Origin of the sequence: Nostoc sp., assembly GCF_041747015.1 — a bacterium.
In the GTDB taxonomy this organism is placed as follows: domain Bacteria; phylum Cyanobacteriota; class Cyanobacteriia; order Cyanobacteriales; family Nostocaceae; genus Nostoc.
Window position 1 is genome coordinate 21,162 of record NZ_JBGTFY010000098.1, and the last position, 23,518, is coordinate 44,679.

15 protein-coding genes and 1 pseudogene are annotated in these 23,518 nt (G+C 39.7%); 10 read left to right on the plus strand and 6 right to left on the minus strand.

The annotated features are described in order from the left end of the window. Positions 1 to 83 precede the first annotated feature (83 nt). Positions 84 to 659: a Uma2 family endonuclease gene (locus ACEW80_RS07440; protein WP_373525983.1), complete on the minus strand. Its 576-nt coding sequence runs from the start codon at positions 657 to 659 to the stop codon at positions 84 to 86. A gap of 249 nt (positions 660 to 908) precedes the next feature. Further along, complete coding sequence (locus tag ACEW80_RS07445; RefSeq protein WP_373525984.1) at positions 909 to 4,982, minus strand: beta strand repeat-containing protein; 4,074 nt, start codon at positions 4,980 to 4,982, stop codon at positions 909 to 911. Positions 4,983 to 5,264: 282 nt separating this feature from the next. Between ACEW80_RS07445 and hutH the strand changes: the two genes are divergently transcribed. The 10 genes from hutH (at position 5,265) to ACEW80_RS07495 (ending at position 18,877) form a co-directional block, all read left to right on the plus strand. After that, complete coding sequence (gene hutH / locus ACEW80_RS07450) at positions 5,265 to 6,974, plus strand: histidine ammonia-lyase (RefSeq protein ID WP_373525985.1); 1,710 nt, start codon at positions 5,265 to 5,267, stop codon at positions 6,972 to 6,974. Between the two features lie 61 nt (positions 6,975 to 7,035). Then, positions 7,036 to 8,685: a class I adenylate-forming enzyme family protein gene (locus tag ACEW80_RS07455; protein WP_373525986.1), complete on the plus strand. Its 1,650-nt coding sequence runs from the start codon at positions 7,036 to 7,038 to the stop codon at positions 8,683 to 8,685. A 58-nt stretch (positions 8,686 to 8,743) separates the two neighbouring features. After that, positions 8,744 to 9,811 (plus strand): methyltransferase, encoded by a 1,068-nt coding sequence (locus ACEW80_RS07460; protein WP_373525987.1) that lies wholly within the window; start codon positions 8,744 to 8,746, stop codon positions 9,809 to 9,811. 135 nt (positions 9,812 to 9,946) lie between these two features. Beyond that, positions 9,947 to 11,719: a thiamine pyrophosphate-dependent enzyme gene (locus tag ACEW80_RS07465; RefSeq protein ID WP_373525988.1), complete on the plus strand. Its 1,773-nt coding sequence runs from the start codon at positions 9,947 to 9,949 to the stop codon at positions 11,717 to 11,719. After that, entirely contained in the window at positions 11,716 to 12,843 is a 1,128-nt protein-coding gene (locus ACEW80_RS07470) for a 3-oxoacyl-ACP synthase III family protein (protein WP_373525989.1), read from the plus strand. The genes ACEW80_RS07465 and ACEW80_RS07470 overlap by 4 nt, the downstream gene beginning before the upstream one ends. Before the next feature lie 71 nt (positions 12,844 to 12,914). Then, positions 12,915 to 13,508: a hypothetical protein gene (locus tag ACEW80_RS07475; protein ID WP_373525990.1), complete on the plus strand. Its 594-nt coding sequence runs from the start codon at positions 12,915 to 12,917 to the stop codon at positions 13,506 to 13,508. 57 nt (positions 13,509 to 13,565) lie between these two features. Beyond that, entirely contained in the window at positions 13,566 to 14,159 is a 594-nt protein-coding gene (locus ACEW80_RS07480) for a hypothetical protein (protein ID WP_373525991.1), read from the plus strand. A 135-nt stretch (positions 14,160 to 14,294) separates the two neighbouring features. Then, complete coding sequence (tyrA, locus tag ACEW80_RS07485) at positions 14,295 to 15,299, plus strand: bifunctional chorismate mutase/prephenate dehydrogenase (protein ID WP_373525992.1); 1,005 nt, start codon at positions 14,295 to 14,297, stop codon at positions 15,297 to 15,299. Further along, on the plus strand, positions 15,296 to 17,026 hold the full coding sequence (locus ACEW80_RS07490; protein ID WP_373525993.1) for an ABC transporter ATP-binding protein: 1,731 nt from the start codon (positions 15,296 to 15,298) through the stop codon (positions 17,024 to 17,026). Before tyrA ends, ACEW80_RS07490 begins: the two co-directional genes overlap by 4 nt. Positions 17,027 to 17,080: 54 nt before the next feature. Next, complete coding sequence (locus ACEW80_RS07495) at positions 17,081 to 18,877, plus strand: ABC transporter ATP-binding protein (RefSeq protein ID WP_373525994.1); 1,797 nt, start codon at positions 17,081 to 17,083, stop codon at positions 18,875 to 18,877. A 154-nt stretch (positions 18,878 to 19,031) separates the two neighbouring features. Here the strand turns inward: ACEW80_RS07495 and ACEW80_RS07500 are convergent, their stop codons facing one another. From ACEW80_RS07500 to ACEW80_RS07515, 4 genes and pseudogenes are all read right to left on the minus strand, one after another. Continuing rightward, on the minus strand, positions 19,032 to 19,694 hold the full coding sequence (locus tag ACEW80_RS07500; RefSeq protein WP_373525995.1) for an ABC transporter ATP-binding protein: 663 nt from the start codon (positions 19,692 to 19,694) through the stop codon (positions 19,032 to 19,034). 281 nt (positions 19,695 to 19,975) lie between these two features. Then, on the minus strand, positions 19,976 to 21,241 hold the full coding sequence (locus ACEW80_RS07505; RefSeq protein WP_373525996.1) for an ABC transporter permease: 1,266 nt from the start codon (positions 21,239 to 21,241) through the stop codon (positions 19,976 to 19,978). 42 nt (positions 21,242 to 21,283) lie between these two features. Next, positions 21,284 to 22,804 (minus strand): efflux RND transporter periplasmic adaptor subunit, encoded by a 1,521-nt coding sequence (locus ACEW80_RS07510; RefSeq protein ID WP_373525997.1) that lies wholly within the window; start codon positions 22,802 to 22,804, stop codon positions 21,284 to 21,286. Positions 22,805 to 23,250: 446 nt separating this feature from the next. Further along, a pseudogene (locus ACEW80_RS07515) lies at positions 23,251 to 23,454 on the minus strand (Tn3 family transposase); the annotation flags it as partial. Positions 23,455 to 23,518 lie beyond the last annotated feature (64 nt).

Below are 23,518 nucleotides of genomic sequence, written 5' to 3' on the forward strand. Positions count from 1 at the left end.
TATCTAATAAATCAGGACAAGCTTAAAACAAAGAGCAAAAAAGCATTATTTATGTTCGTTGTATTGCACTATAAATACAGCTATTATTCTGGTTCAACAATAACACCTTCATAGAATAGTGCGATCGCCAACTCAAATTCAATGCTGGGTAAGGTAATAATATCTCCCTCAGTGTAGGGATAATAAAGCCACATTCTACCCTCTCCTCGACAGTAGCGTTCGACGGAGATTGTTTGGGAATCTATCAATAAATATTCTTGTAAAGAGGGAATTTTCAGGTAATTGGTGAATTTTTCGCCCCTATCTTTCCCGCTTGTACTAGGGGAGAGAACTTCGGCAATAATTGTCGGGTTTTGAATAAATTTGCGGGCATTCAGGTCTTGAGGGTCGCAACTGACGATAACATCAGGATAGTAATAGGGACTTTGAGGAGTGACTTGCACTTTGACATCCGACACATTCACTCGGCAACCTCTAGCACGTAAATGTGGGTATAAAGCCCTATAAAAATTAAGTGCAATGTCATTGTGGGGAATTGTCCCACCTGTCATCGCAAAAACTTCGCCATTGACATATTCGTAACGAAGTTCTTGCTGGAGTTCCCAGGCAAAATATTCCTCAATGGTCATTTTTAGCGGTTGCTGGGGGATGGCTACCATTAGTAGGATTTTTATAGTTTGTTTTGATTTTAGCAAACAGGGGTGTAATGTTTTGATTTGTGAAAATTGCTAGGTTTAAATCCCCGACTTCTTCAAAAAGTCGGGGATTTGAGTCTTTGTTCAGTATTTGAGAATACATCGGGGCAATAGGAGGTAAAACTCTGGGTATACAGAGAAATTTCTCTGTTTTGCCTTGTCTGTAGCAACTTCCGCCTTTCTTCAAAAAGTCGGGGATCTAAATCCATAAAATTAATTAGAACATTCTCGGCTCAATAGCAACTGTCCATTATTCAGCTGATATAATCCTTGGGGTTCGATAATTGGGTCGCCTTTCTTCCAGGGACGGGATGAAGTTTCTACACTTCTCACCTCACCAGTTGTGTAGTTAGAAACCAAAACATCGCCAGGACGATTAGTAGTCAAAGCGCCAGAACCTGTAATAGTAAAAGAATTTTCTTGTCGTTTAGTGCCGCGTGAAATGCAACTATTGGCGATGAGTGCATTAGTATCGATGACTGGGGATAATTCAGTAAAGCTGTTTTGAATAGAACTGGTATCGGATACGTTAATGTTAACCACACCTGAAACGCCTAATTCGGAACTGGCGGTAATATCACTTTTTTCGGTTGGCTTTGGACGCTTTTCGATACCGAAGACACCTTGCGAGTTAATTTCGACGTTTCCACCTGTTCCTGTGAAGGCATTGGCGCTAATGTCGCTGTTTTCTTTGGGGATAGCGACGATAAATTTTGATTTGATTTTGATGTTACCACCATTGCCACCTGATTGCGCTCTACCTGCGGTGGTTGAAATTACGCTATCGCCACGCAATAGTAAAAGGTCATTAACAGTTAAATTGATATTTCCACCATCATCAGAGTTGGTTATTGCTGCAATAAATCCTTGATTATCAAGTGTTGTGGAACCAGAATTAATATTAATATCTCCGGCTTTCCCTTGTCCCACACTGCTGGTACTTACTGCTCCACCGTTGGTTAAAAATAAAGAGCCTGCTGTCAGGTTAATATCACCTCCATTGCCAACAGATGTTGAATTGACTGCACTAAAAACACCGCTAGAAAAACCTGTGGTGCTAACACCATCAATTAAAATGCGATCGCGTGCATTAATGGTGATATTACCCCCATCACCTATAGAAAAAGTACTAGCATTGACTGTTCCACCTTTGGTTAAAAATAAAGAACCTGTTGTTAGGTTAATATTGCCTCCCTTACCTTCAGAGTTACCTTCTAAGGTAGTAAAAACACCGCTTGAACTTCCATTACTACCGACACTATCAATGCCAATAGCATTGCCAGCATTAACTATAATGTCACCTGCATTACCTTTGCCAAAACTGGTAGCAATAAGTAGTCCACCATTACTTAGTGTTAAAGAGTTGGTTGTAATTTGGATATCCCCACCTTTGCCAACACCTCCAGCGCCCAAAATAGTTAAAACGCCAGTCGTTTTATTGCTACTAATACCATCGATAATTACAGCATTGCGTGTATCGATAAAGATATTACCACCATTCCCTTGGCCACTACTAAAAGCATCGAGTATAGCACCATTTTTTAGAAATAATTCTCTGGCGTTGATACGGATATCCCCAGCGTTACCCACGCTATTGTTTAGCGCACTAGTGCCTACGGAAGTAAATAAACCATTTTCTCCACCATCAATAGTTACTGTATCGCCGGCATTGATGGTGATATTGCCTCCATTTCCCTGTCCATTTGTGGCTCCAGAAATGGTTGCACCGTTGGTGACAGAAACTGTATCGCGGGCGTTGATGGTAATATTGCCTCCATTTCCCTGTCCATTTGTGGCTCCAAAAATGTCTGCACCGTTGGTAAGGGAAAATGACCCGGTTGTTATTTCGATGTCACCTCCTTTACCTTCACCATTCAGCAAGGAACTAGCTATATTGCTACGTACATCAAGAATTTGACCAGTACTAAAAGTTACACCTTTAACTACACCATCAATTCTGACGCTATCACGAGCATTAATGGTGATATTTCCACTATTACCTCTTACTCCGGTAAATGGAGAAGATATGGCACCACCGTTTGTTAAAAACAGCGATCCTGTTTCAATTTGAATATTTCCGCCGTTACCATCGAATGCTCGTGTATCTGCACTACTGGGCAAACCATTACCGCCAATTCCATCAAAAGTAATAGTATTACCAACATCAAGAAAGATATTACCTGCATTTCCTTGTCCGCCGTTGATAGCTCTTAATTGTCCGCCATCTTTCAGTAGTAAATTACTTGCAGTGATGCGAATATCACCACCATTACTTATCCCGTTTTGAATACCTTCAGTTGATACTAGACTGCCAATTTTTTCCCTACCTCCAAAACCTGAAATTGCCATATTATCGCGGGTATTAATAGTGATATTTCCTGCATTTCCAACTCCAGCAGCAGTGCTAGATATTCTGGCACCATTAGTAATAGAAAGTGAGCTTGTTGTAACTTGAATATTTCCTGCTTTACCAACACCTCCAATGAGTAAGTTGCTTTGTAAACCACTAAACCGATTAGAATCCACGTCCACGAAAAAGCCATCTAACTTAACATTTTCAGAGGCTTCTATTGTAATATTTCCGGCATTGCCTTGTCCTAAGACATTTGTTGATACTTGACCGCCGTTAGTTAATGACAGTGAACCCGTTTTAAGATAAATATTTCCTCCGTTACCTACCCCCCCATTAAGCACCTGACTACTAACATCACTATTACTATCGAAGACTATATTATCAAGGGCATTAATGCTGATATTTCCAGCATTTCCTTTGCCAAAGATATTGCTACCAATAAAAGCTCCATTAGTAGCTTTTAGCGTACCTGTCGTGATTTCAATATTACCTGCGTTACCTTCAGCAGTGGATTGCACATTATTAATAATCCGGCTAAATCTATTACCGTTACTACCATCTAACAAAATATTATTACGAGCATTAATGATGATATTACCAGAATTACCTTTTCCTTCAGTGCTAACTTGAATTTGTGAACCATCGTTTATTTCCAAGGATCTAGTATTGATAGTAACGTTCCCACCATTATCTATTGTACCCTCAGCTACCCCGGAAAAAATTCCGTTAAGTTCCCCTGTTGAGTTACGAAAACTGATATCACCTTGAGCATTGATATTTATATTTCCTGCATTACCTTCTCCAAAGAGATTAGCATTGATTTGTCCACCATCGCGTAATGTCAATGTCCCAGTCGTAATATTGATATCGCCAGCATTACCAAATGCTCTTTCTTGCACGACATTAGCGATGAAACTTTCATCTATTAACGTTGTATCTGCTGTGGCATTAATAGTAATATCTCCACCTTGACTACTTCGAGTACCTAAACCTCTATCTATTCCTGCTCTTAGTTTACTTTCCCCTGCCAAGTTTACATTTCTAGCTTGAATTTTGATATTCCCGCCACCCTCACTGCGAACATTAACTTCTGCACCATTACTCAACGAAACATCAGCGCGTTCCACATTCTCAGGTATAACTAAACCCAGATTATCACCCGCAATACTCAATCCCACATTTCCCGGTGCAGCCAAACCTGCTAACTCAACATTTCCGCCATAAGCGCGAATACTCCCACCATCTATATTGATATTTCCACCAACAAGCAGCAAACTTTTACCATCAGCAACTCGCAAACCCGTAACATCTGCGCCGATGAGATTAGTACCTGCGGGTGATTGCGATTGATTAATAATTCCACCATTTGCTTGGATTTGATTAAACAGTAATACCGAAGGATTAATAGTCAACAATGGCACTGTTTGGGGATTTGTGGCACTAAAAACACCTTGATTGCCAAACTGAACCCCGTTTGCAGTCGTCCCTACAAATGAACCCTGTACATTTAAACTGGCATTTTCCCCAAACACAATCCCATTGGGATTTATCAAAAATAAATTCGGGTTAGAATTGCCAAATGTGCCAAGTATTCCCAAAATTTCTGAAGGGTTATTACCTGTAACCCGTGCCAAAATATTCTGAATATCTGTGCTAGGACTGAAAAAATAAGCCCCACGTCCCTCACTGATATTAAATTCTTGAAAGCTGTGAAAAAGATTGATTCCGCGAGTTGCACCACCAGTAATTACTTCAATCGGTAGTCCCTGAAAGTTGCCTATAACTTGAGAGGACTCAGCGCCAAGTGTGTTGTCGGGTACGATATTACTTTGCTGTGCCTGGGTTTTACCAGTGGAGAGACTGATACTTAAGCAGCCCAGCAACCCTGCTAATCCAAACTGCAAACACTTGTGTAATCCGTATTTGATCGTCATTGGGTGCTATTCATATAGATTACTTAAGTATCTAATAAAGCTGCACATTTGGATAATAAACAAGGTTAAGTATGCAGTTTTCTGCAATGGGGCGATCGCATTCGTGCATTCTTTAGGTATCAATACTGCACGCAAACAAGCAGAAAAGGTGGCTGTGTAACTTTAACTTCTCATTTAATGTATAACTCATCGGCAATAGTAAAACTACTGAACGCTAATTAGTTCCTTGCTTTTCTTGCTAAGTAATTACACAACTTAAGGTAGTCACAATATCTTAACAATATGGATACACTTCGCTTAAATAAAAACACTGCCTACCAAAATGTATTTCCTTTTGTGCATAGTTCTAATGACGCTGTGGTTGTAGGCGATCGCTATCTTACTATCGAAGAAGTAATTAGTGTAGCCCGTTATGGGACACAGGTACGTTTAACTGATAAAGAGGAAACCTTAGCTAATATTCAAGCATCCTGTGATTTTATTCACCATGCGGTTGCATCTGGTAACCCGATTTATGGCGTGACAACTGGTTTTGGGGGGATGGCTAATGTGGTGATTTCTCCTGAATCTGCGGCTTTGCTACAAAATAATTTGATGTGGTATCACAAGGTAGGTGCAGGAAAAAAATTACCTGTGGCTGATGTCCGGGCTGCTATGCTTCTACGTGCAAATTCCCACATTACTGGTGCATCAGGGATTCGACTGGAACTGATCAAGCGGATGCTGATATTTTTAAATGCTGGTGTCACACCCCATGTCTGCGAATTTGGTTCAATTGGTGCGAGTGGTGATTTAACGCCTTTAGCATATATCACTGGAGCATTGATTGGGTTAAACTCTAGCTATACCGTAGACTTTAACGGTGAAGAAATGGATGCGCCAACAGCACTTAAAAAGCTGGGTTTAGAGCCATTGCAATTGCTTCCTAAAGAAGGGTTAGCAATGATGAATGGTACTTCTGTAATGACAGGAATTGCGGCTAATTGTGTACAAGATACAAAAATTTTATTAGCCTTAAGTGTGGCTACCCATGCTTTAGCAATTCAAGGTTTATTAGGTACTAATCAATCGTTTCATCCCTTTATTCACAAACTCAAACCCCATTCTGGGCAAGTTTGGATTGCTGCACAAATGCTGGAATTATTAGCAGGTTCGCGGTTAATTCGTGATGAGTTAGATGGTTCTCATGATTATCGAGATCAGCATCCAATTCAAGACCGTTATTCTTTGCGTTGTCTAGCGCAGTATATGGGGCCGATTGTGGATGGAATTGAGAAAATTGCTCAACAGGTTGAGGTAGAAATCAACTCTGTGACTGATAACCCATTGATTGATGTGGAGAAGCAAGCAAGTTATCATGGCGGCAATTTTTTAGGACAATATATTGGCGTCGGCATGGATCAACTGCGTTATTATATTGGACTATTGGCGAAACATTTGGATGTGCAAATCGCTTATTTAGTTGCACCAGAGTTTAATAATGGACTGTCTCCTTCGTTAGTAGGAAATCAACAGCGTAGTGTAAATATGGGTTTGAAGGGGTTACAAATTACTGGTAATTCGATTATGCCCCTATTAACTTTCTATGGCAATTCTATTGCTGATAGATATCCTACCCATGCGGAACAATATAATCAGAATATTAATAGTCAAGGGTTTGCTTCGGCGAATTTAGCGCGGACTAGTGTAGAAGTTTTTCAACAATATATGGCTGTGGCTTTGATGTTTGCAGTGCAATCGGTAGACTTGCGTACTCATGCTGTGGCTGGACATTATGATGCTCGTGCAACTTTGTCAGCAGCTACGAAAGATTTATACATGGCGGTGCGGAATGTGGTGGGAAGACCACCATCTGAGGAACGCCCCTATGTATGGGATGACAATGAGCAAGCTCTGGATTTGCATATCAGTAAGATTGCGGCTGATATTGCGGCTGGTGGTGAAATTGTTACGGCTGTTAGTCGAGTTTTGTCGAGTTTTCGTGAGATTTAAAGAAGGATTTGTCTGACGCAGAAACGCAGAGGGGAGGGGAGGAGTTTGAGAGATTGGATTTTTGAATCTCAGCAATTCCCCATGCCCAATGCCCAATGCCCAATGCCCAATGCCCAATTCCCCATGCCCAATGCCCCATTTCCCATTCCCTATTCCCTATTCCCTAATTATGAATATCGCACATCATGTGGAGCGCGGTTATCGGCTATATCCCAATAAGACTGCGATAGTTTACGAAGATCAGTCTTATACCTATAAGCAACTTGACCGTTTGGTGAATTGTACAGCGAATGCTTTGCGTGAATTAGGTGTTGGTAAAGGCGATCGCGTGGCGTTGTATTTGCCGAATATACCGGAGTTTGCGATCGCTTATTTGGGAATTTTGAAAATTGGTGCGATCGCAGTTTCGCTAAATGTGATGCTGAAGTCGCCTGAGGTGAGTTACATTCTCAATGATTGTGCGGCGAAGGCGATCGTCACGACGGAATTGGGTCGTTCGCAGGTGGTAGATGCTGATTTACCCCATTTAAAACATATTCTCGTTGCTGAGGGTATGGTTGATGGGGGGTTAGATTTTGCGGACTTGATTGCAAATGCTTCTCCCATAGCCCGCGCTGTGGAGATGGAATGGAACTCTCCTGCTAGTATTGTTTATACTTCTGGGACTACTGGCTTTCCCAAAGGTGCAACTCTCTCCCACGGTAATATCATTTCTAATATCTCTGCACACAATCGTTGTTGCGGGATGAATAAAAATGATCGATTGCTGTTGTATGTACCTTTGTTTCATTGCTTTGGTCAAAATGCAATTTTCAATGCTGGTTTAAATGTTGGTGCAACGATTATTTTGCAAAGGAGATTTGATTTAGAGCGAGTTTTGGAAAATGTCGATAAATACAAAGTTACTATGTTTTTTGGAGTACCGACTGTATTTATTCGATTAATAAATCAAGACATCTCTAAATATAATTTTAGCAGTCTGCGTTATTATTTTAGCGCTGCTGCTCCCATGCCTGTAGAAATTGCCCAAATGTGGCAAGAGAAATATAAAAAGGTGATTCACGAAGGATATGGTTTAACGGAAGCTTCACCCTGCGCTAGCTATAACCATAACTTTAAATATAAGTTTGGTTCCATTGGTGTCCCAATTCAAAATGTGGAAATGAAAATTGTTGATACTAACGGTTATCAAGTATCACCAGGAGAATTAGGTGAAATAGTAATCAAGGGTCCTAATGTGATGCTTGGTTATTGGAACCGTCCTCAAGAAACTCAAGAAATAATTAGAAACGGTTGGTTACGGAGTGGCGATATTGGTCGTATGGATGAAGAGGGTTTTTTTTACATCGCTGATCGTTTAAAAGACATGATTAATGTCTCTGGATTTAAGGTATATCCCACAGAGGTAGAAAATGTACTTTATAAACATTATGGTGTTGCTGAAGTTGCTATTTATGGCGTTCCTGATTCCATAAAAGGCGAGATAGTCAAAGCTAATATTGTCGTCAAGAATGGTCACACAATTACAGAGCAAGAAATTATAGAATTTTGCTCTCGGCAAATAGCAAGTTATAAAATTCCCCAGGCAATTAATTTTGTAAATAATCTACCTAAAAATCCTACAGGCAAGGTAATGAAACGATTTTTGCGTGAGGCAGAATTAGCTGTTACCTCTAACAGGAATGTTAGTTTACTGGCACAGCCAAGATAGTTGAAAGCACTTTAGTGCTTACTACAAACATTGATTTACTTAACACATCCAAAAGATTATGAACACAACTACATCTGTGAAGATTCCCAAGGTGGAAACTGATGAAAGTCTATTATGGGATCTGCTGTTTGCCGAGACTGGTCGTCAAGTACTGCTGGTTGCTTATGACCTAAAACTGTTTCCTCTCCTCTCTGAAAAAGCCCGCGTTTTAGAAGAAATTTGTGATGAATTAAAAATTTATCCCCGTCCAGCAGAAGCCATTTTAGCAGTGCTTGTATCTATCGGACTGGTTGAACTAGAAAATAAATTTTATTCACTTACTCCCATTGCCAAAAACTATCTCATCGAAAGTAGCCCCACATATTTCGGTGCTTTATTAGAAATGATGATCTTCCGCGATCGCCAGCACATATCCTCTTTTGATAATTTCAAAAAGTCGTTATTTAGTAATAATCTTCCCGGTAATCCGTTATACAAATCTCTAGGTAAAAATCATGAACTAATTCGTACCATCACCTTTGGAACTAATGTTAAATTAATCCGTGGCGTTATCTCTAGTATGAATGGGCCAAGTATGGCGGCGGCATTAGTTTGGCCAGAACTAATCGATTTATCAGAATATAAATTGTTGCTGGATATTGGCGGAGGTTCGGGCGCTCATTCTATTGGTGCAACTTCAAAATATCCAAATTTGCGAGCAACTGTCCTCGATTTACCTCCTGTGTGCGAAATCGCTGAGGAATTTATCACAAACTATGGCTTACAAAATCGAATTGCAACACGGAAATTTGATATGTGGAACGATTCTTTTCCCAAAGGCGATATTCATTTTTACAGTGCTGTTTATCAAGATTGGCTACCAGAAAAATGCCAGTCTCTCACTCAGAAAAGCTTCTATAACCTACCACTAGGAGGGCTAATTATCCTCCATGAAATGCTTTTCAACGATCAGAAAACTGGCCCTTTTCCAATAGCGGCTCACAATGTAAATACAACTTTAAGTTTAGGCGGTCAGCAATATTCAGGCCATGAATTGTCAACAATGCTAAAACAAGCAGGTTTTATTGATATTGAAATTAAACCTGCTTCTAGCTATTGGAGTATCATCACAGGTCGCAAACCATAATTTTTGGGTTTGCTTATGAAATGAATTTTGTTTCGCGCATACCGCAAGCGGAACCCGTAGAGTAGGCGCATACTCCTACGGAGAAACAAGCTACGCATAGCATCACGTAGAGAAGACGCAAAGGAAAATCCAATTATGAATACATCTCATCAAACACTTACAAATACATCATCTGGATCTTCCATTTTCTCACCACCCGCAAATGGAAAACTTACCCCATCAACATCAACTGAACTCACAGTTGGTGAAACTATAGTCAAAGTTTTAGAAGAGATGGGGGTTGAATCTGCGTTTGGTGTTTCTGGTGGTGGAATTGGGCCACTGTGGGCAGCCCTCAACCGTAGTAATATTCAAGTACTACACTTTCGCCACGAATCGGGTGCAGCTTTTGCAGCTTGTGAAGCTCACTTTGCTAGCGATCGCCCTGTGGTTGTGTTCGTCACCACTGGCCCCGGTATCACTAACGCCTTAACTGGATTACTAGCCGCCAGAGGGGAAGGTGCAAAGGTAATTCTACTATCTGCTGCAACTGCGGCCGGAAATCGCGGACGCTGGGCTTGTCAAGAAACCAGCGCTCACACTATGCCAATTTCCGGTATATTTACCCCAGGAGTATTATTTAACTACGCCACCATCATTGAAACTGGGGAAGAAATCCCGGAAGTTTCCCGTAGATTAGCGCAAGGATTATCCCAACCTGGTGGTTTTGTCGCCCATATCAGTATTCCTACCCCGGTTCAAACCAAACCATCCACGGCGCGATCGCAATTTGGATTTACTCGTGGGGCGTCTGTTCCCAATGAAGATGTCATTGCTGAATCTGTGCGGTTGCTTTCCCAGGAACCCTTTGCGATTTGGGTGGGTTTTGGTGCAAGGGAGGCATCTGCTGAAATTCGCCAATTAGCAGAACGCACCGGGGCTGCGGTGATGTGTTCACCCCGCGCTAAGGGCATTTTTTCCGAAAATCATCCCCAATTTATCGGTGTTACTGGGTTTAGCGGTCATGGTTCTGTCCTCACATATATGCAGTCACAGCAACCCCAGCGCATTCTAGTTTTAGGAACCCGTTTAGGTGAACCTACTTCTTTTTGGAATCCTTTGATGATTCCCTCTGGTGGCTTTATCCATGTGGATATAGACCGAGAAGTCCCAGGGGTAGCTTATCCATCAGTACCAACTTTTGCAATTCAATCGGAGGTAAAAGCTTTTCTCAACTCTCTGCTACCATATTTTCCCCACCGTCCTCTTAATTTCCCCAGATTACCCAATCCAGAGTTCCAACAAGTTTCTCCTCATACAGATAATTTAGTTAGACCGGAAGTTTTGATGGATGCAATTCAAAAAATCATCGTTGAAGGTAGTGATGCTGTCATCCTAGCTGAGGCTGGTAATTCCTTCGCTTGGGCGACTAACAGACTCCGCTTTACCCAACCAGGACGCTACCGCATCAGTACTGGTGTGGGGGCGATGGGTCATGCTGTAACTGGAGTCGTGGGGGCGGCTTGGGGACGCAATGGTAAAGCCGTGGCCATTGTGGGAGACGGTGCAATGTTGATGAATAGCGAAGTTAGCACCGCCGTTAAATTTAACATTCCCGCAGTGTGGATTGTACTGAATGACGGACGCTACAATATGTGCGCTCAAGGTATGAGTTTACAAGGATTTCAAGGCGTAGATACGGAAATACCGAGTACAAATTTTGTCAACTTAGCTCAGGCGATGGGTGCAGACGGTATCCGCGTTTCCACAGAATCGGAATTAGAAGCAGCATTAATCAAAGCTCTTGCTTCCACTACTCCCTTCGTTGTTGACATTAACTTAGACCCCACACAACCTGCTCCTATTGGCGGTAGGATTCGCAGCCTGATCCAACAAGGAGCAATCGAATCAAAAGGAGAACAATCATGATTTTACAACCAGTTGGCATTCGGGCGATCGCCCTAAATTTTCCTCGCACCATCCGCACTAACGATTATTACCGCCAGAATTTCCCCCAGATGGTAGCGGAGGCTGAAGAAAAAACCTTGGCGCGGTTGTTTGTCACAGATAATTCTACAGATATCTGGTCACAAGAAGTAGCCCCCTATATGTCTGATCCCTTTCGCGGTACTGTAGAGCGGCGAGTAGTTAGTTTAGATGAAACCTCTTTATCTTTAGAATATCAGGCTGCGATCGATGTTCTCCAAGCAGCGAAACTACAGCCGGAAGATATCGATTTGATGCTCGTAACTTCCTTGTTCCCCGAACAAGTCACACCAGGAAATGCAGCCTTTCTCGCCGGTAAATTAGGATTATTAAGTGCAGCCTGGAATATAGAATCAACTTGTACCTCTGTATTAGTATCTCTGCAAACAGCTTGTTCTTTAGTACGAACCGGGGAATATCGCAATGTATTAGTGGTTGTCTCCTCCACATACTCCCGTTATACCGACGAGAATGATACCCTCGCTTTCTTATCTGGTGATGCAGCCGGAGCATTTATTGTGGGTGAACTGCAACCCAATCAAGGAATTTTGGGGACTAAAATTGCCAACACCGCCGCTACTTGTGGAGCCTTTTATAACGAATTTACCACCGATGAACAAGGAAATATCAGAATGTTCATCCGGGGGGGTAAAGGTGCGAGCAAGATGTTTAACGAGACGACGGTGAAGTTTATTCGTCTATGTTGTCATGGTGCGATCGCTGCTGCAAATGTCAGCTTAGATCAAATTGACTTTTTTGCATTCAACACACCCAGCGCCTGGTATTCCCAAGTTTGCACCCGCGCATTAGGGATTAATCCAGAACGAACTATTAACCTCAATCCCCTCTACGCCAATATTGGCCCAACCTTCCCCGTGGCTAACCTTTACCACGCCGCCCAAGCAGGTAAAATCCGGGAAAACGATTTAGTTCTCGTTTATACAATGGGTTCCTCATCAAACGCAGGTGCTAGCGTCATGCGCTGGGGTGATGTAGCTTTGGGAACCCCACCGGCTCCCTCTCTTAGTCTTTCTCTAGACAATCAAAAAATTCTCATTCCTAGTTAATTGAGATCCCCGACTTCTTGAAGAAGTCGGGGATCTGATCCACCATCAACTATCAAATTTGCGAGATTTTTATGAAATTTTGGAAACAAATATCCGTTGTATTTGCAATTGCGATCGCCCTATTCCTATTTCAAGGAACAAGGGCTGAAGCTGCTACATACAAATTCACTTTCACTGGTGAAGAAGCCAACGGTTACTTTATTTATGATACTGCTGCTAAAGGTGAAACAAAATCGCCATATATGACTCAATATTATGGCGGAGGACGCGATTACAAAGTCGATCTAGGAGAGAAAGGATTGTTTCAAGGAGCAGTTAGTAATGCCATCGTTTTTCTGCCAAGAGAAGAAGATAAAATCCTCACAAAAATTCGAGAGCAGCACGACAAACAATATGGCAAAGATGACGAACATAATGTTCTATTACCTGCTGACCTTTTCCTGTTACAAATACGCAGTTTTGAGCGTCAACCAAAGTCTAATTACTCCTTTGTCAGTTATTTCAAATACCCAGAAGAAGCATTTCATGGTTCCACAAAATTACCAACAAATATTCCCCTAAATGCTGAAATTGAAGTGTTCCCTAAAGTAGACTTTCCGAAAACATTAGGTAAAGCCATAGTTAAAGCACCCGTACAAACCAAGATTGAAAAGATATCAGATTAATCAACATAGATGTACAGACGTTGCGTTGCAACGTCTTTTGTAAAAATGAGAAAAATAATGAAATTCTGGAAGAAATTAGCAATTGTATCCATCTTAAGTATTGCAGTTTTATTTACCCAGGGAATAATTGATAATATCCCAGCCCATGCAGCCCTACATAAATTTAGTTTCAACGGCGAGCAAGCCAACGGCTATTTTATCTTTGATGACTCAATTCGGGGAGGCGCACCAATTCGCCCAGATATGTTGAGTGAATATGATGGTTCCGTAGTCGAATATGCAGTAAATATTGGCGATGAAATCTCAGAAAAGGGTTCTCAAAGTCCTCAAAGAGCAACCCACGATGAAGCTAGAACTATTGTAACTTTACTCCGTCCTGAGTTAGTTAAAGCTTCTCCAAATCTGCCTAAAAATTCTGCAAAAGACGATGAGTTTATCCTTTTCGTACCAGAAGTTGCCCGCCAATCAAAATATGCCTTATCAGTTCGATTTCGCTATCCAGAAAATACATTTAAAAACTCTGTAGCTCAACCTAAAAAAGTCCCCAGTCAAGCACTAATGTCCGTCCATCCCTATTGGGATTTCCCGATAGGGATGGGCAAAATAAAATTTGAACAACCTGTGCGAACAGCAATTGAAGAAATTTCTTAATCACCTGAAATGCAGAGACGCAAAGCACACAGATAAATCAAAACCTCCTGATCCTTTCTGCGCCTCTGCGTGTTAGCATACCCCTCCTCGGAAGCAAGCTACGCGGAGCGTAGCCCAATAAATCATCCAGTAAATATGCAACACCAACTTAGACAAATTGATCAAGAACTAATTCATCTCTTAGGTAAAAGAATCAAAACATTAGCAGAATCATCTAATGTAGAAGAGAAATTACCTAATTACCAAGAAATCCTCAACCAAGCTAGCGTTCCCAAATCAATATGGGAAAATATTGTTATGGGTTGCACAGCTACCCTTGCTCATCACAAATCATCATTAACGACCAAGCCAAGAAAAGTAACTGTAATTGGTGGAAAAGGTTTAATGGGGCGCTTTTTTGCCCAACAATTATTTACTGTCGGACATCATGTTAATATTTTAGAATCCTACGATTGGGAACAAGCAGAATATTTACTAAATGGAGCAGATTTAGTTTTAATTTGCGTTCCTATTGATTGCACCTTAGAAGTAATTAGTAGAGCTTCTAAATACCTGAATCCAACAACAGCTTTAGCCGATATCACCAGTATCAAAATTCCTATACTTCCGGCTATGCTCTCACACCATAGCGGCGCTGTAATTGGTTTACATCCCATGTTCGGACCTGGGGTAACATCCCTAGCATCTCAAAAGATTGTAGTGTGTCCAGGGCGCATGAATGAACGTTTCCAATGGTTTTTAGATTTGATAGAAAATGCAGGTGGGAAATTAATTTTTTCTACACCTGAAGAACACGACCAAATGATGGTAGCTGTGCAAGCAATCCGCCACTTTGCAACTCTTAACTTAGGTGTCTTTTTATCAGCAGAAAATGTTAATATCCGGCGTAGTTTAGATTTTTCTACCCCTATTTACAGACAAGAAATCAATATAATTAGCCGGTTAATCGTTCAATCTGCGTCAATGGTTGCAGATATCATGCTGGCTACACAAGAGCGACGAGATGCGATCGCACGATTAGCAAATACCAGTAACAGATTAGCGCAATTAGTCATCCAAGGAAATCGTGAGGCGCTGATTTCTGAGTTACAAAAAGTTCAAAGCTTTTTTGCAGATATAAATAAGGAAAATTATTTATGAGACATAAACCTGATGTGCCTATTGAGGCATTACAACGAATTTTAGCAATGTTGCGGAAATATCCAATAATGGTATTGGCAGCGATCGCTAGTTTATTAATGCTGACGGGTGCTAATATTGCTACTCCTCAACTGATTCGCTGGGGAATTGATGCGGGTATTGCCAAAAGTAACTTACAGGTGATTGTAACTTGTGGCGGATTGATGGTTTTAGTGGCTTTGATACGGGGATTGTTCAGTTTTGGACAAAGCTTTTTTGCAGAAATGGTATCTCAAAGTATTATTTATGATCTCAGAAATATATTTTTTAGTCAAACCCAGCATCTCGATTTAAGTTACCACGATCGCACTTCCACATCACAACTTCTCACTCGCATGAGTAGCGATATCGAACAGATTCGTGTATTTATTAGTACAACATTGCTACAAATTATCGGTGCAGTCATCGTATTATTAAGTAGTGTGATAATCTTGCTATTAATGAATTGGAAATTGACACTAATAGCATTATTAATTATCCCCATTTCCTTCGGATTACTAGGTGCTTTCTTTCAGAAAAATGCTTCTTTGTTTGGTAGGATTCAGATGCAGTTAGAGGAACTAAATGCAGCTTTGAAAGAAAATTTACTTGGTGTACGTGCAGTCAAATCTTTTGTGCGTGAAGAAATAGAAATAAAACGTTATGGTGTCGCTAACCAGGAATTTACTTCAACAAATATCAAGACAATTTATGCACTAAGAGATACATTTCCGATCATTTTTCTATTGAGCAATTTACTTGCAGCCGTCATTTTTGGTTATGGAGGATTTGAGGTAATTAGCGGTAGCTTTTCTATTGGAAATTTAGTCGCATTTAATTCCTATTTGGTATTCATTATCCAACCTATTTTTCAGACGACTTTTGCATTCCAATCGGTTGCTCAAGCCTCAATATCAGCAGCTAGAGTTTACGAGGTCATAGATGTAGAGATTAAAATTAATGATTCTCCAAATGCAATTTTCTTAAACAGATGTAAAGGAATAATTTCTTTTGAAAATGTTGATTTTTGCTACCCAGAAGTAAAAGAAAATACTTTAGATAATGTTTCCTTTGAAATCCAAGCAGGACAAACAGTAGCAATTTTAGGAATGACAGGAACAGGTAAAAGTACAATTGCTAAATTGATACCACGATTTTATGATGCGACAAATGGCATAGTCAAGATTGATAATTATGATGTCCGCTCTTTAAATTTAGTTAGTTTACGTTCTCACATTGGTCTTATTTCTCAAGAAGCAAATTTATTTTCTGGAACGATTCGCGAAAATATCGCTTATGGAATACCAGATGCTCCACTTGCAAAGGTAATTGAAGCAGCTAAATTTGCTCAAATTCACGATTTTATCATTAGCCTATCTGATGGTTACAATACTGTTATTGGCGAACGAGGAATTGGCTTATCAGGAGGACAAAGACAGAGAATTACTATTGCTCGTATATTGCTAAATGATTACAAAATTCTAATTGTCGATGATAGTTTTTCTGCTGTTGATGCTAAGACAGGAGCATTAATTCAAGAATCATTTAAAATTCTGATGCAGCAGCGCCAAAATACTATAATTTTTATCACTCAACGTATTAGTAGTTTGGTAAATAGTGCTGACCAAATTTTCATAATTGATCAAGGTAAATTAGTCGCACAAGGTTCTTATACACAGCTAATTGAAAATTCAATTATCAAAAATTAATTGAATTTCTAGGCGCAAAATTTTGCTCTATTATTTAACATGAAATTATCATCTATGAACAGAACAATTAATATTTTTGCATCGACATCTCAGGTAAACACACCGTTCCCTGTTATGAGCCGACTGGGTCAATATTTTCGCCTATACATCAAAAATGTTCCCACCATTGTAGTGCTAACTATTATTAGCTCAATTACCCAGGCAATAGCACCTTTAATTACTGGTTGGTCAATAGATAATTTGATTAAGACAGGCAATTTATCAGGACTAATATGGATGCTATTTGTATTAATAATAGTATATTTAATTGGATTCTTATCAAATCGCACCTTGGTTGTGAAAGTTGGTGTGCTTATGCAGCAGCTACTCGCACAGTTACGCCAAGACATCATGAACAAACTACAAACATTACCTCTCAGCTTTTTTGACAAAAGTAAGGCGGGTGATTTAATGAGTCGTCTGCTGAGTGATGTAAATACCTTAAATCAAGTATTTAGTCCCATATTACCACAAGTAATTGGTAGCTTTTTTGGTTTATTAGCAAGTGCAGTATTCATGCTTGCTATCAACTTGCAATTAGGTTTACTTACTAACCTAATGATGCCAATCATGTTATTGACAACTGCCTTATTTGCTCGGTTAGCTAGGGCAAAGTTTCGCATTACCAGACAAACAATTTCTCAACTTTCGAGTAACCTCGAAGAAAATATTAGTAATATCCAGGATGTACAAGCACTTAACCGTGCAGAATTAAACATTGAAGAGTTCCGCAAACTTAACGTAGACAACCGAAATGCCAATATCCAAGCAACAGCAATTACCTCTGCTTTTCTACCAACAATAGACTTGTTTAATACACTTGCGTTGGCTATTGTATTAGCTGGTGGCGGCTTTCTAGTCTATAAAAATCTTATGACAGTGGGAGCAGTCGCGGCATTTTTGTTTTACGTCCAACAGTTTTTTCAACCCATCCAACTTATCAGTAACTTTTATACTCAAGCACAATCTGGATTAGCCGGATTAGAAAGGATTTTTTTACTGTTGGATGAACCAGCCAATCTTCAAGATGCCACAGATGCGATTACAATGCCACCAATCCAAGGTAAAGTACAGTTTGATCATGTTGACTTTGAGTATAAACCCAGTCAAAAAGTTTTGACAAATGTTGCCTTTGATGCTCAACCAGGACAAACGATCGCTTTAGTTGGAGCCACCGGCGCAGGAAAAACAACTATAATTAGTTTACTTTCGCGATTCTATGATGTATCGGACGGCGCAGTAAAAATTGATGGTATAGACGTAAGAAGAGTTACCCAAGCTAGCTTGCGCCGTCAAATTGGCATTGTCTCACAAGAGACTATAATTTTTAGTTGTAGCGTCGCCGAAAATATTGCTTTTGGTAGTCCCCAAGCAACAGCATCACAAATTGAAGCAGCTGCAAAAGTTGCCAATATTCATGACTTTATCTTGACTTTGCCCCACGGCTATGCAACACAATTAGGGGAACGTGGAGTAAATCTCAGCAAAGGACAACAACAGTTAATTAGCATAGCCCGTGCTGTTTTAGTCAACCCGCGCATCTTGATTTTAGATGAAGCAACCAGCAATATTGACAGCCAAACAGAGAATTTAGTTCAACAAGCGATCGCTAATATACTCAAAGGTCGCACCAGCTTTATCATTGCGCACCGCTTGGGTACTGTCACCAACGCAGACAAAGTATTAGTTATCCAGCAAGGACAAATCATCGAACAAGGCACACACGCACAATTGCTTAATCAAAGAGGAGTATATGCAAACCTCTATTCCCTACAATTGGCAAATAATATTAAGACTGATTTAAATGCGTAGCCTCTCATTGGCGCAGCCTCTCCTAGAGAAGAGAAGCGGCTTGTCGTCAGACATCGCCAGTTAATTTTACAGCGTTTTTCAGGTAAATAACCTCTCCCCAACTCATCTCCGACGCAGAGAGGGGCAGAAATCTTCCTAGTTTTGAACGAAAAAATCAAGACACAATTAAACCATCCTGCACTCGAATAATTCGTTTTGTCTGAACAGCAATATCTTGTTCGTGAGTTACTATCACAATTGTCATTCCCTGTTGATTCAATTCTGATAGCAAATTCATCACTTCTTGAGATGTTTGACTATCTAATGCGCCTGTAGGTTCATCCGCTAAAACTAAAGCTGGTTTATTGATTAATGCTCGTGCAATCGCAACTCTTTGTTGTTGTCCTCCAGAAAGTTGATTTGGACGGTTAAACATCTGTTCCGCTAATCCAACTCTTGCCAATGCTTTTTCTGCGATTTCGCGGCGCTTTTGTTGGGGAATACTAGCATAAACCATCGGCAACATAATATTTTCTATAGCTGTTGAACGCGGCAATAAATTAAATTGTTGGAATACAAAACCTATCCGTTGATTGCGAATATATGCCAGATCATCATCATCCAAACTACTTAAATTTATATCTTCAAAAATATATTCTCCTTCCGTGGGACGATCTAAGCAGCCAAGAATATTCATTAATGTAGATTTGCCCGAACCTGACGCACCCATAATTGCCACATATTCCCCTTTTTGAATAGATAAATTAATACCTTTAAGTATGGGAATATTAACTTCTCCTAAATGATAGCTTTTTGTAATAGACTTGAGGTCAATCATGTTAGTTGATGGTTAATCACAATAAATGTACAATTCAGATTTTTAATTGAAAAAAATAATGCGACAAATACCTGATGAGCAGTTGCTCACAAGGAACATTAACAATTCAAAATTCAAAATTCAAAATTCAAAATTCAAAATTTAAGACATTTTCAGACTCTTATTTAAACCCCTACTGTATGTAGCAAGATCCCACTGGTTAAATGATGCTACGTGTAATGATTGGGGGTCTTAAACCCTTTATTTTAAGATAAAAGTAGCTTTTCAAGGAAGTGTAATAATTATTCGCTGCGTAAAGCTGCTATTGGATCTAATCGAGCTGCATTGCGTGCAGGAACTACCCCAGCTAATAAACCGACACCGAAGGAAAGTCCCGAAGCAATAATGATTGATGAGACTGAAATTACAAACGGTAATTTAAAAACTGTTGCTGCACCAAAAGCAATTAAAATTCCACCACCAATGCCAATTCCTCCTCCCAAAGTAGAAATAATAATTGCTTCAGCCAAAAACTGAGTTAAAATCGCAGAATTTTTGGCACCCACAGCTTTCCGAATGCCAATTTCTCGCGTTCTTTCCACAACCGAAACGAGCATAATATTAGCAATTCCAATCCCACCAACCACCAGAGAAATTCCGGCTATTGCCACTACCATAACTGTCAACAAAGCAACTATACTACTAAATGTTTTAATAATATCAGCTTGGTTAGTAATTCGGAAATCATCAGCTTGAGGTGGATAAATATTATGACGGATACGTAACAAATTGGTAATTTGAAACTGAGCAGCCAGAAGTTGCTCTTGATTACTAGATTTTACTAAAATATTATTAACTGAAATCCCGGATAAAGCATTATTACCCACAACCCGTGCTGACATACTTGTGAGGGGAATATACACTCCATCATCTCTATCTATCGGACCTTGAGAACCTTTAGCCTCCATGATTCCAATCACTTCATAAGCTTCACCCTGAATCCTAATTATTTGACCAATAACGTTGCTATTATCACCGAATAGATTGCGTTTAGCAGTAGGGCCTAACACTACTACTTGCTTAATACCATTCAATTCTTCTTGATTAAAAAATCTCCCTGCTTGTGGATAAGTATTTCTAGCTTCGGGATAGCTTAAATCAGTACCATAAATCGTTGTAGAGATATTTTTTTCTTCATAAACTACTTGTCCTTGACGCTGTAAATAAGCAGAAACAACTTCCGCAGATGATGCTTGCAAAGCCATTTCCTTAGCGTCTTCCCAAGTCAAAGTACTTGTCGAACCTAGTCCTTGACTAACATTTCCTCGAACTGCTGCACCAGCGAATACTTGCAATACATTTGTTCCTAACGATTGAATCTCTTTTTCCGTAGCTTTTTGAACACCTTGACCAATAGAAGTAATTCCAATTACCGAAGAAATCCCAATAATCATTCCTAACATAGTTAGCCCTGTGCGTAGTTTATTACTCCACAGCGCTTCTGTTGCCATTGTAAAGATTTCTATATAATAAATCGAAACATTAGTTTTGCGTGCATTAAAAAGCATCAGTTATCCCTCAATATCGAATTTTTTGTATTGTATTGATAATTATTTAGAACCACCTTCTGGAGAGGGTGGAAACATATCTTTTGGTTGAGAATTGGGTTTCATCTCTGGTGGAAAACTAATCAAAACCCTTTTATCACCAGTTATTCCAGAAACTATCTGAGTTTTATTATTTACACTAACACCAGTTTCAACAGCTACAAATTTTGGTTTTTTATCTACCCCAACAATAAACAATCCAGTTTTATTTTGCTGGCGAAAAACAGCAACAGTTGGCACGACTAAGGCATTTTCTACTTTACCAACATTGAATTCTGCTGCTAGATTCATACCAGCACGTAACAATTTTTCAGACTCAGAGATAATTGCTACTTTCACCTCAAAACTAGTGACATTCTGTTGCACAGTTGCTTGACTTGCAATTTGCGACACCCTTCCTTCAAAAACTATTTTTGAATAGGCATCTACAGCAATTTTGACTTTTTGACCAACCCGAATTTTTGAAATGTTAGATTCAGCTAAATTAACTACTACTTGATTTTTTGATGTTAATGACAAAATCGAAGCAGACAATGCTGATGCCATACCACCCCCAGCAGTTGTCGGTGTAACAAATGAACCAGGTTCTGCATATTTTTTTGTTACCAAACCATCAAATGGAGCGCGAATTACTGTATCATTAATTTGAGCTTGAGTAGTCTTTAGCGAACCCTGTGCAGAGTTGACTTGAGCGCGTGCTTGTTCAATATCTTCTTTTCTAGCTCCGACTTGAGTCAATTTTAAAGCTTGTTGTAACTGCTTTACTCTTGCCTGTGCTTGTTCAATATCTTCTGGGCGCGTACCAGATTTTTGTAATGCTAAAGCTTGTTCAGCTTCTTGTACTTGTAAAATGCTTGTATCGCGGTTTGTTTTATAAGTACTGAAATTTTGTCGTGATATTGCACCGGCTTTTAATAGTTCTTCATAGCGGTGAAATTCATCTTCTGCTTGTTTAAAACTCAGTTGTGCTTTTTTCCAGAGGGCTTCGGCTTGAGCAATATCTTCAGAACGATTTCCCGATAATAATTTTTTCATATTTGCCTCACTTTCCTCTAACTGTGCTTCCGCTTGGATAATATCTTGAGGACGATTTCCGGCAATCAATTTTTGCAAATTTGCCTCAGATGAAGCTAATTGCGCTTTTGATTGAATCAGTTGTCCTTGTAGATTTGAGTCATCCATATAAGCAATAATTTGTCCTTTTTTTACTAAATCACCTTCATTTATTAATAAACTTTTTAAAATTCCAGCATTTTTTGGACTTACATTAACTGTGCGTTCTGGTTGAATAGTACCATTAGCGGAAACTGTAATTATTAGGTTCTGCTTCTCTACTGAAGCAGTCAAAAACTGGTTTTGTGTTCGCACGGTATTTGTACTTGCTAAATGCTGTGCTATATAAACTGCTCCTCCTAAAAAACTACATCCAAGCAACCATAATAAAATCCGAATTTTATCTTTTTTAGCAAAAAAAATAATCAAGGTAGGCGATAAATTTGTTTTTGTTTGTAGTTCAATTTTCATGGGTTATATTGTTTGGTTGCTTTATTACAACATTTTTATTATGCTGACTTTTTTATTGCTAAGTCTAGCTAGTTAATGCAAACTTATTTGCATATTTCTGCTTGACAAATCGGTGTGGGTTGATTTCAAAAATTAAGGGGCGTGAGTATCAATTTCCAGACATCGTGCTTCCTTTGTCGTTAATGTTAAGGAATATTTCGCCAACAGCATCAGGAATTGTTTGTCCTGGGAATCCTTTAGTCATTCCCTTGATACGGGGTGTGAGTATCAATGGAACAGAAAACCGGGATAAGAAAATTGAGTTCAAAGACTAAAAACAGCCACTGCCATGTATATACATAGATAAAAGCATTGAAGATAGGTCATTCTTCATTTCTAGCCATGTATATACATGGCTAGAAATGTTACATAACTTAAGAACAGAAAATCGGGATAAGTCCTAAACTCTACAACAAATCATCAAAATCAACAGGAGCATAAGGGTCACGCAAAGAGCGGAGTTCTCCCTTTAAAATTGGTTCTGCCAACAAGAAATAATAACGCCCCAACATATTAATATGTTTGCGTCCCAACGGAGAAAGTCGGGCAATGTCTTCTCTATGTGTCGCCTGACCAAGAGAACTCAACTTATTGACTGCTGCATCCATGTAGGAATGGCACTAAGAAAAGCTCTAAGCTTTGCAGAATAAGGGCTACAGCTTTAATGCTCACTCC

Excerpts from the sequence above, each read along its gene's own strand:
- ACEW80_RS07440 (WP_373525983.1), bottom strand. The coding sequence starts at position 659 with ATGGTAGCCATCCCCCAGCAACCGCTAAAAATGACCATTGAGGAATAT.
- ACEW80_RS07445 (WP_373525984.1), bottom strand. The coding sequence starts at position 4,982 with ATGACGATCAAATACGGATTACACAAGTGTTTGCAGTTTGGATTAGCA.
- hutH (WP_373525985.1), top strand. The coding sequence starts at position 5,265 with ATGGATACACTTCGCTTAAATAAAAACACTGCCTACCAAAATGTATTT.
- ACEW80_RS07460 (WP_373525987.1), top strand. The coding sequence starts at position 8,744 with ATGAACACAACTACATCTGTGAAGATTCCCAAGGTGGAAACTGATGAA.
- ACEW80_RS07465 (WP_373525988.1), top strand. The coding sequence starts at position 9,947 with ATGAATACATCTCATCAAACACTTACAAATACATCATCTGGATCTTCC.
- ACEW80_RS07470 (WP_373525989.1), top strand. The coding sequence starts at position 11,716 with ATGATTTTACAACCAGTTGGCATTCGGGCGATCGCCCTAAATTTTCCT.
- ACEW80_RS07475 (WP_373525990.1), top strand. The coding sequence starts at position 12,915 with ATGAAATTTTGGAAACAAATATCCGTTGTATTTGCAATTGCGATCGCC.
- ACEW80_RS07480 (WP_373525991.1), top strand. The coding sequence starts at position 13,566 with ATGAAATTCTGGAAGAAATTAGCAATTGTATCCATCTTAAGTATTGCA.
- tyrA (WP_373525992.1), top strand. The coding sequence starts at position 14,295 with ATGCAACACCAACTTAGACAAATTGATCAAGAACTAATTCATCTCTTA.
- ACEW80_RS07490 (WP_373525993.1), top strand. The coding sequence starts at position 15,296 with ATGAGACATAAACCTGATGTGCCTATTGAGGCATTACAACGAATTTTA.
- ACEW80_RS07495 (WP_373525994.1), top strand. The coding sequence starts at position 17,081 with ATGAACAGAACAATTAATATTTTTGCATCGACATCTCAGGTAAACACA.
- ACEW80_RS07500 (WP_373525995.1), bottom strand. The coding sequence starts at position 19,694 with ATGATTGACCTCAAGTCTATTACAAAAAGCTATCATTTAGGAGAAGTT.
- ACEW80_RS07505 (WP_373525996.1), bottom strand. The coding sequence starts at position 21,241 with ATGCTTTTTAATGCACGCAAAACTAATGTTTCGATTTATTATATAGAA.
- ACEW80_RS07510 (WP_373525997.1), bottom strand. The coding sequence starts at position 22,804 with ATGAAAATTGAACTACAAACAAAAACAAATTTATCGCCTACCTTGATT.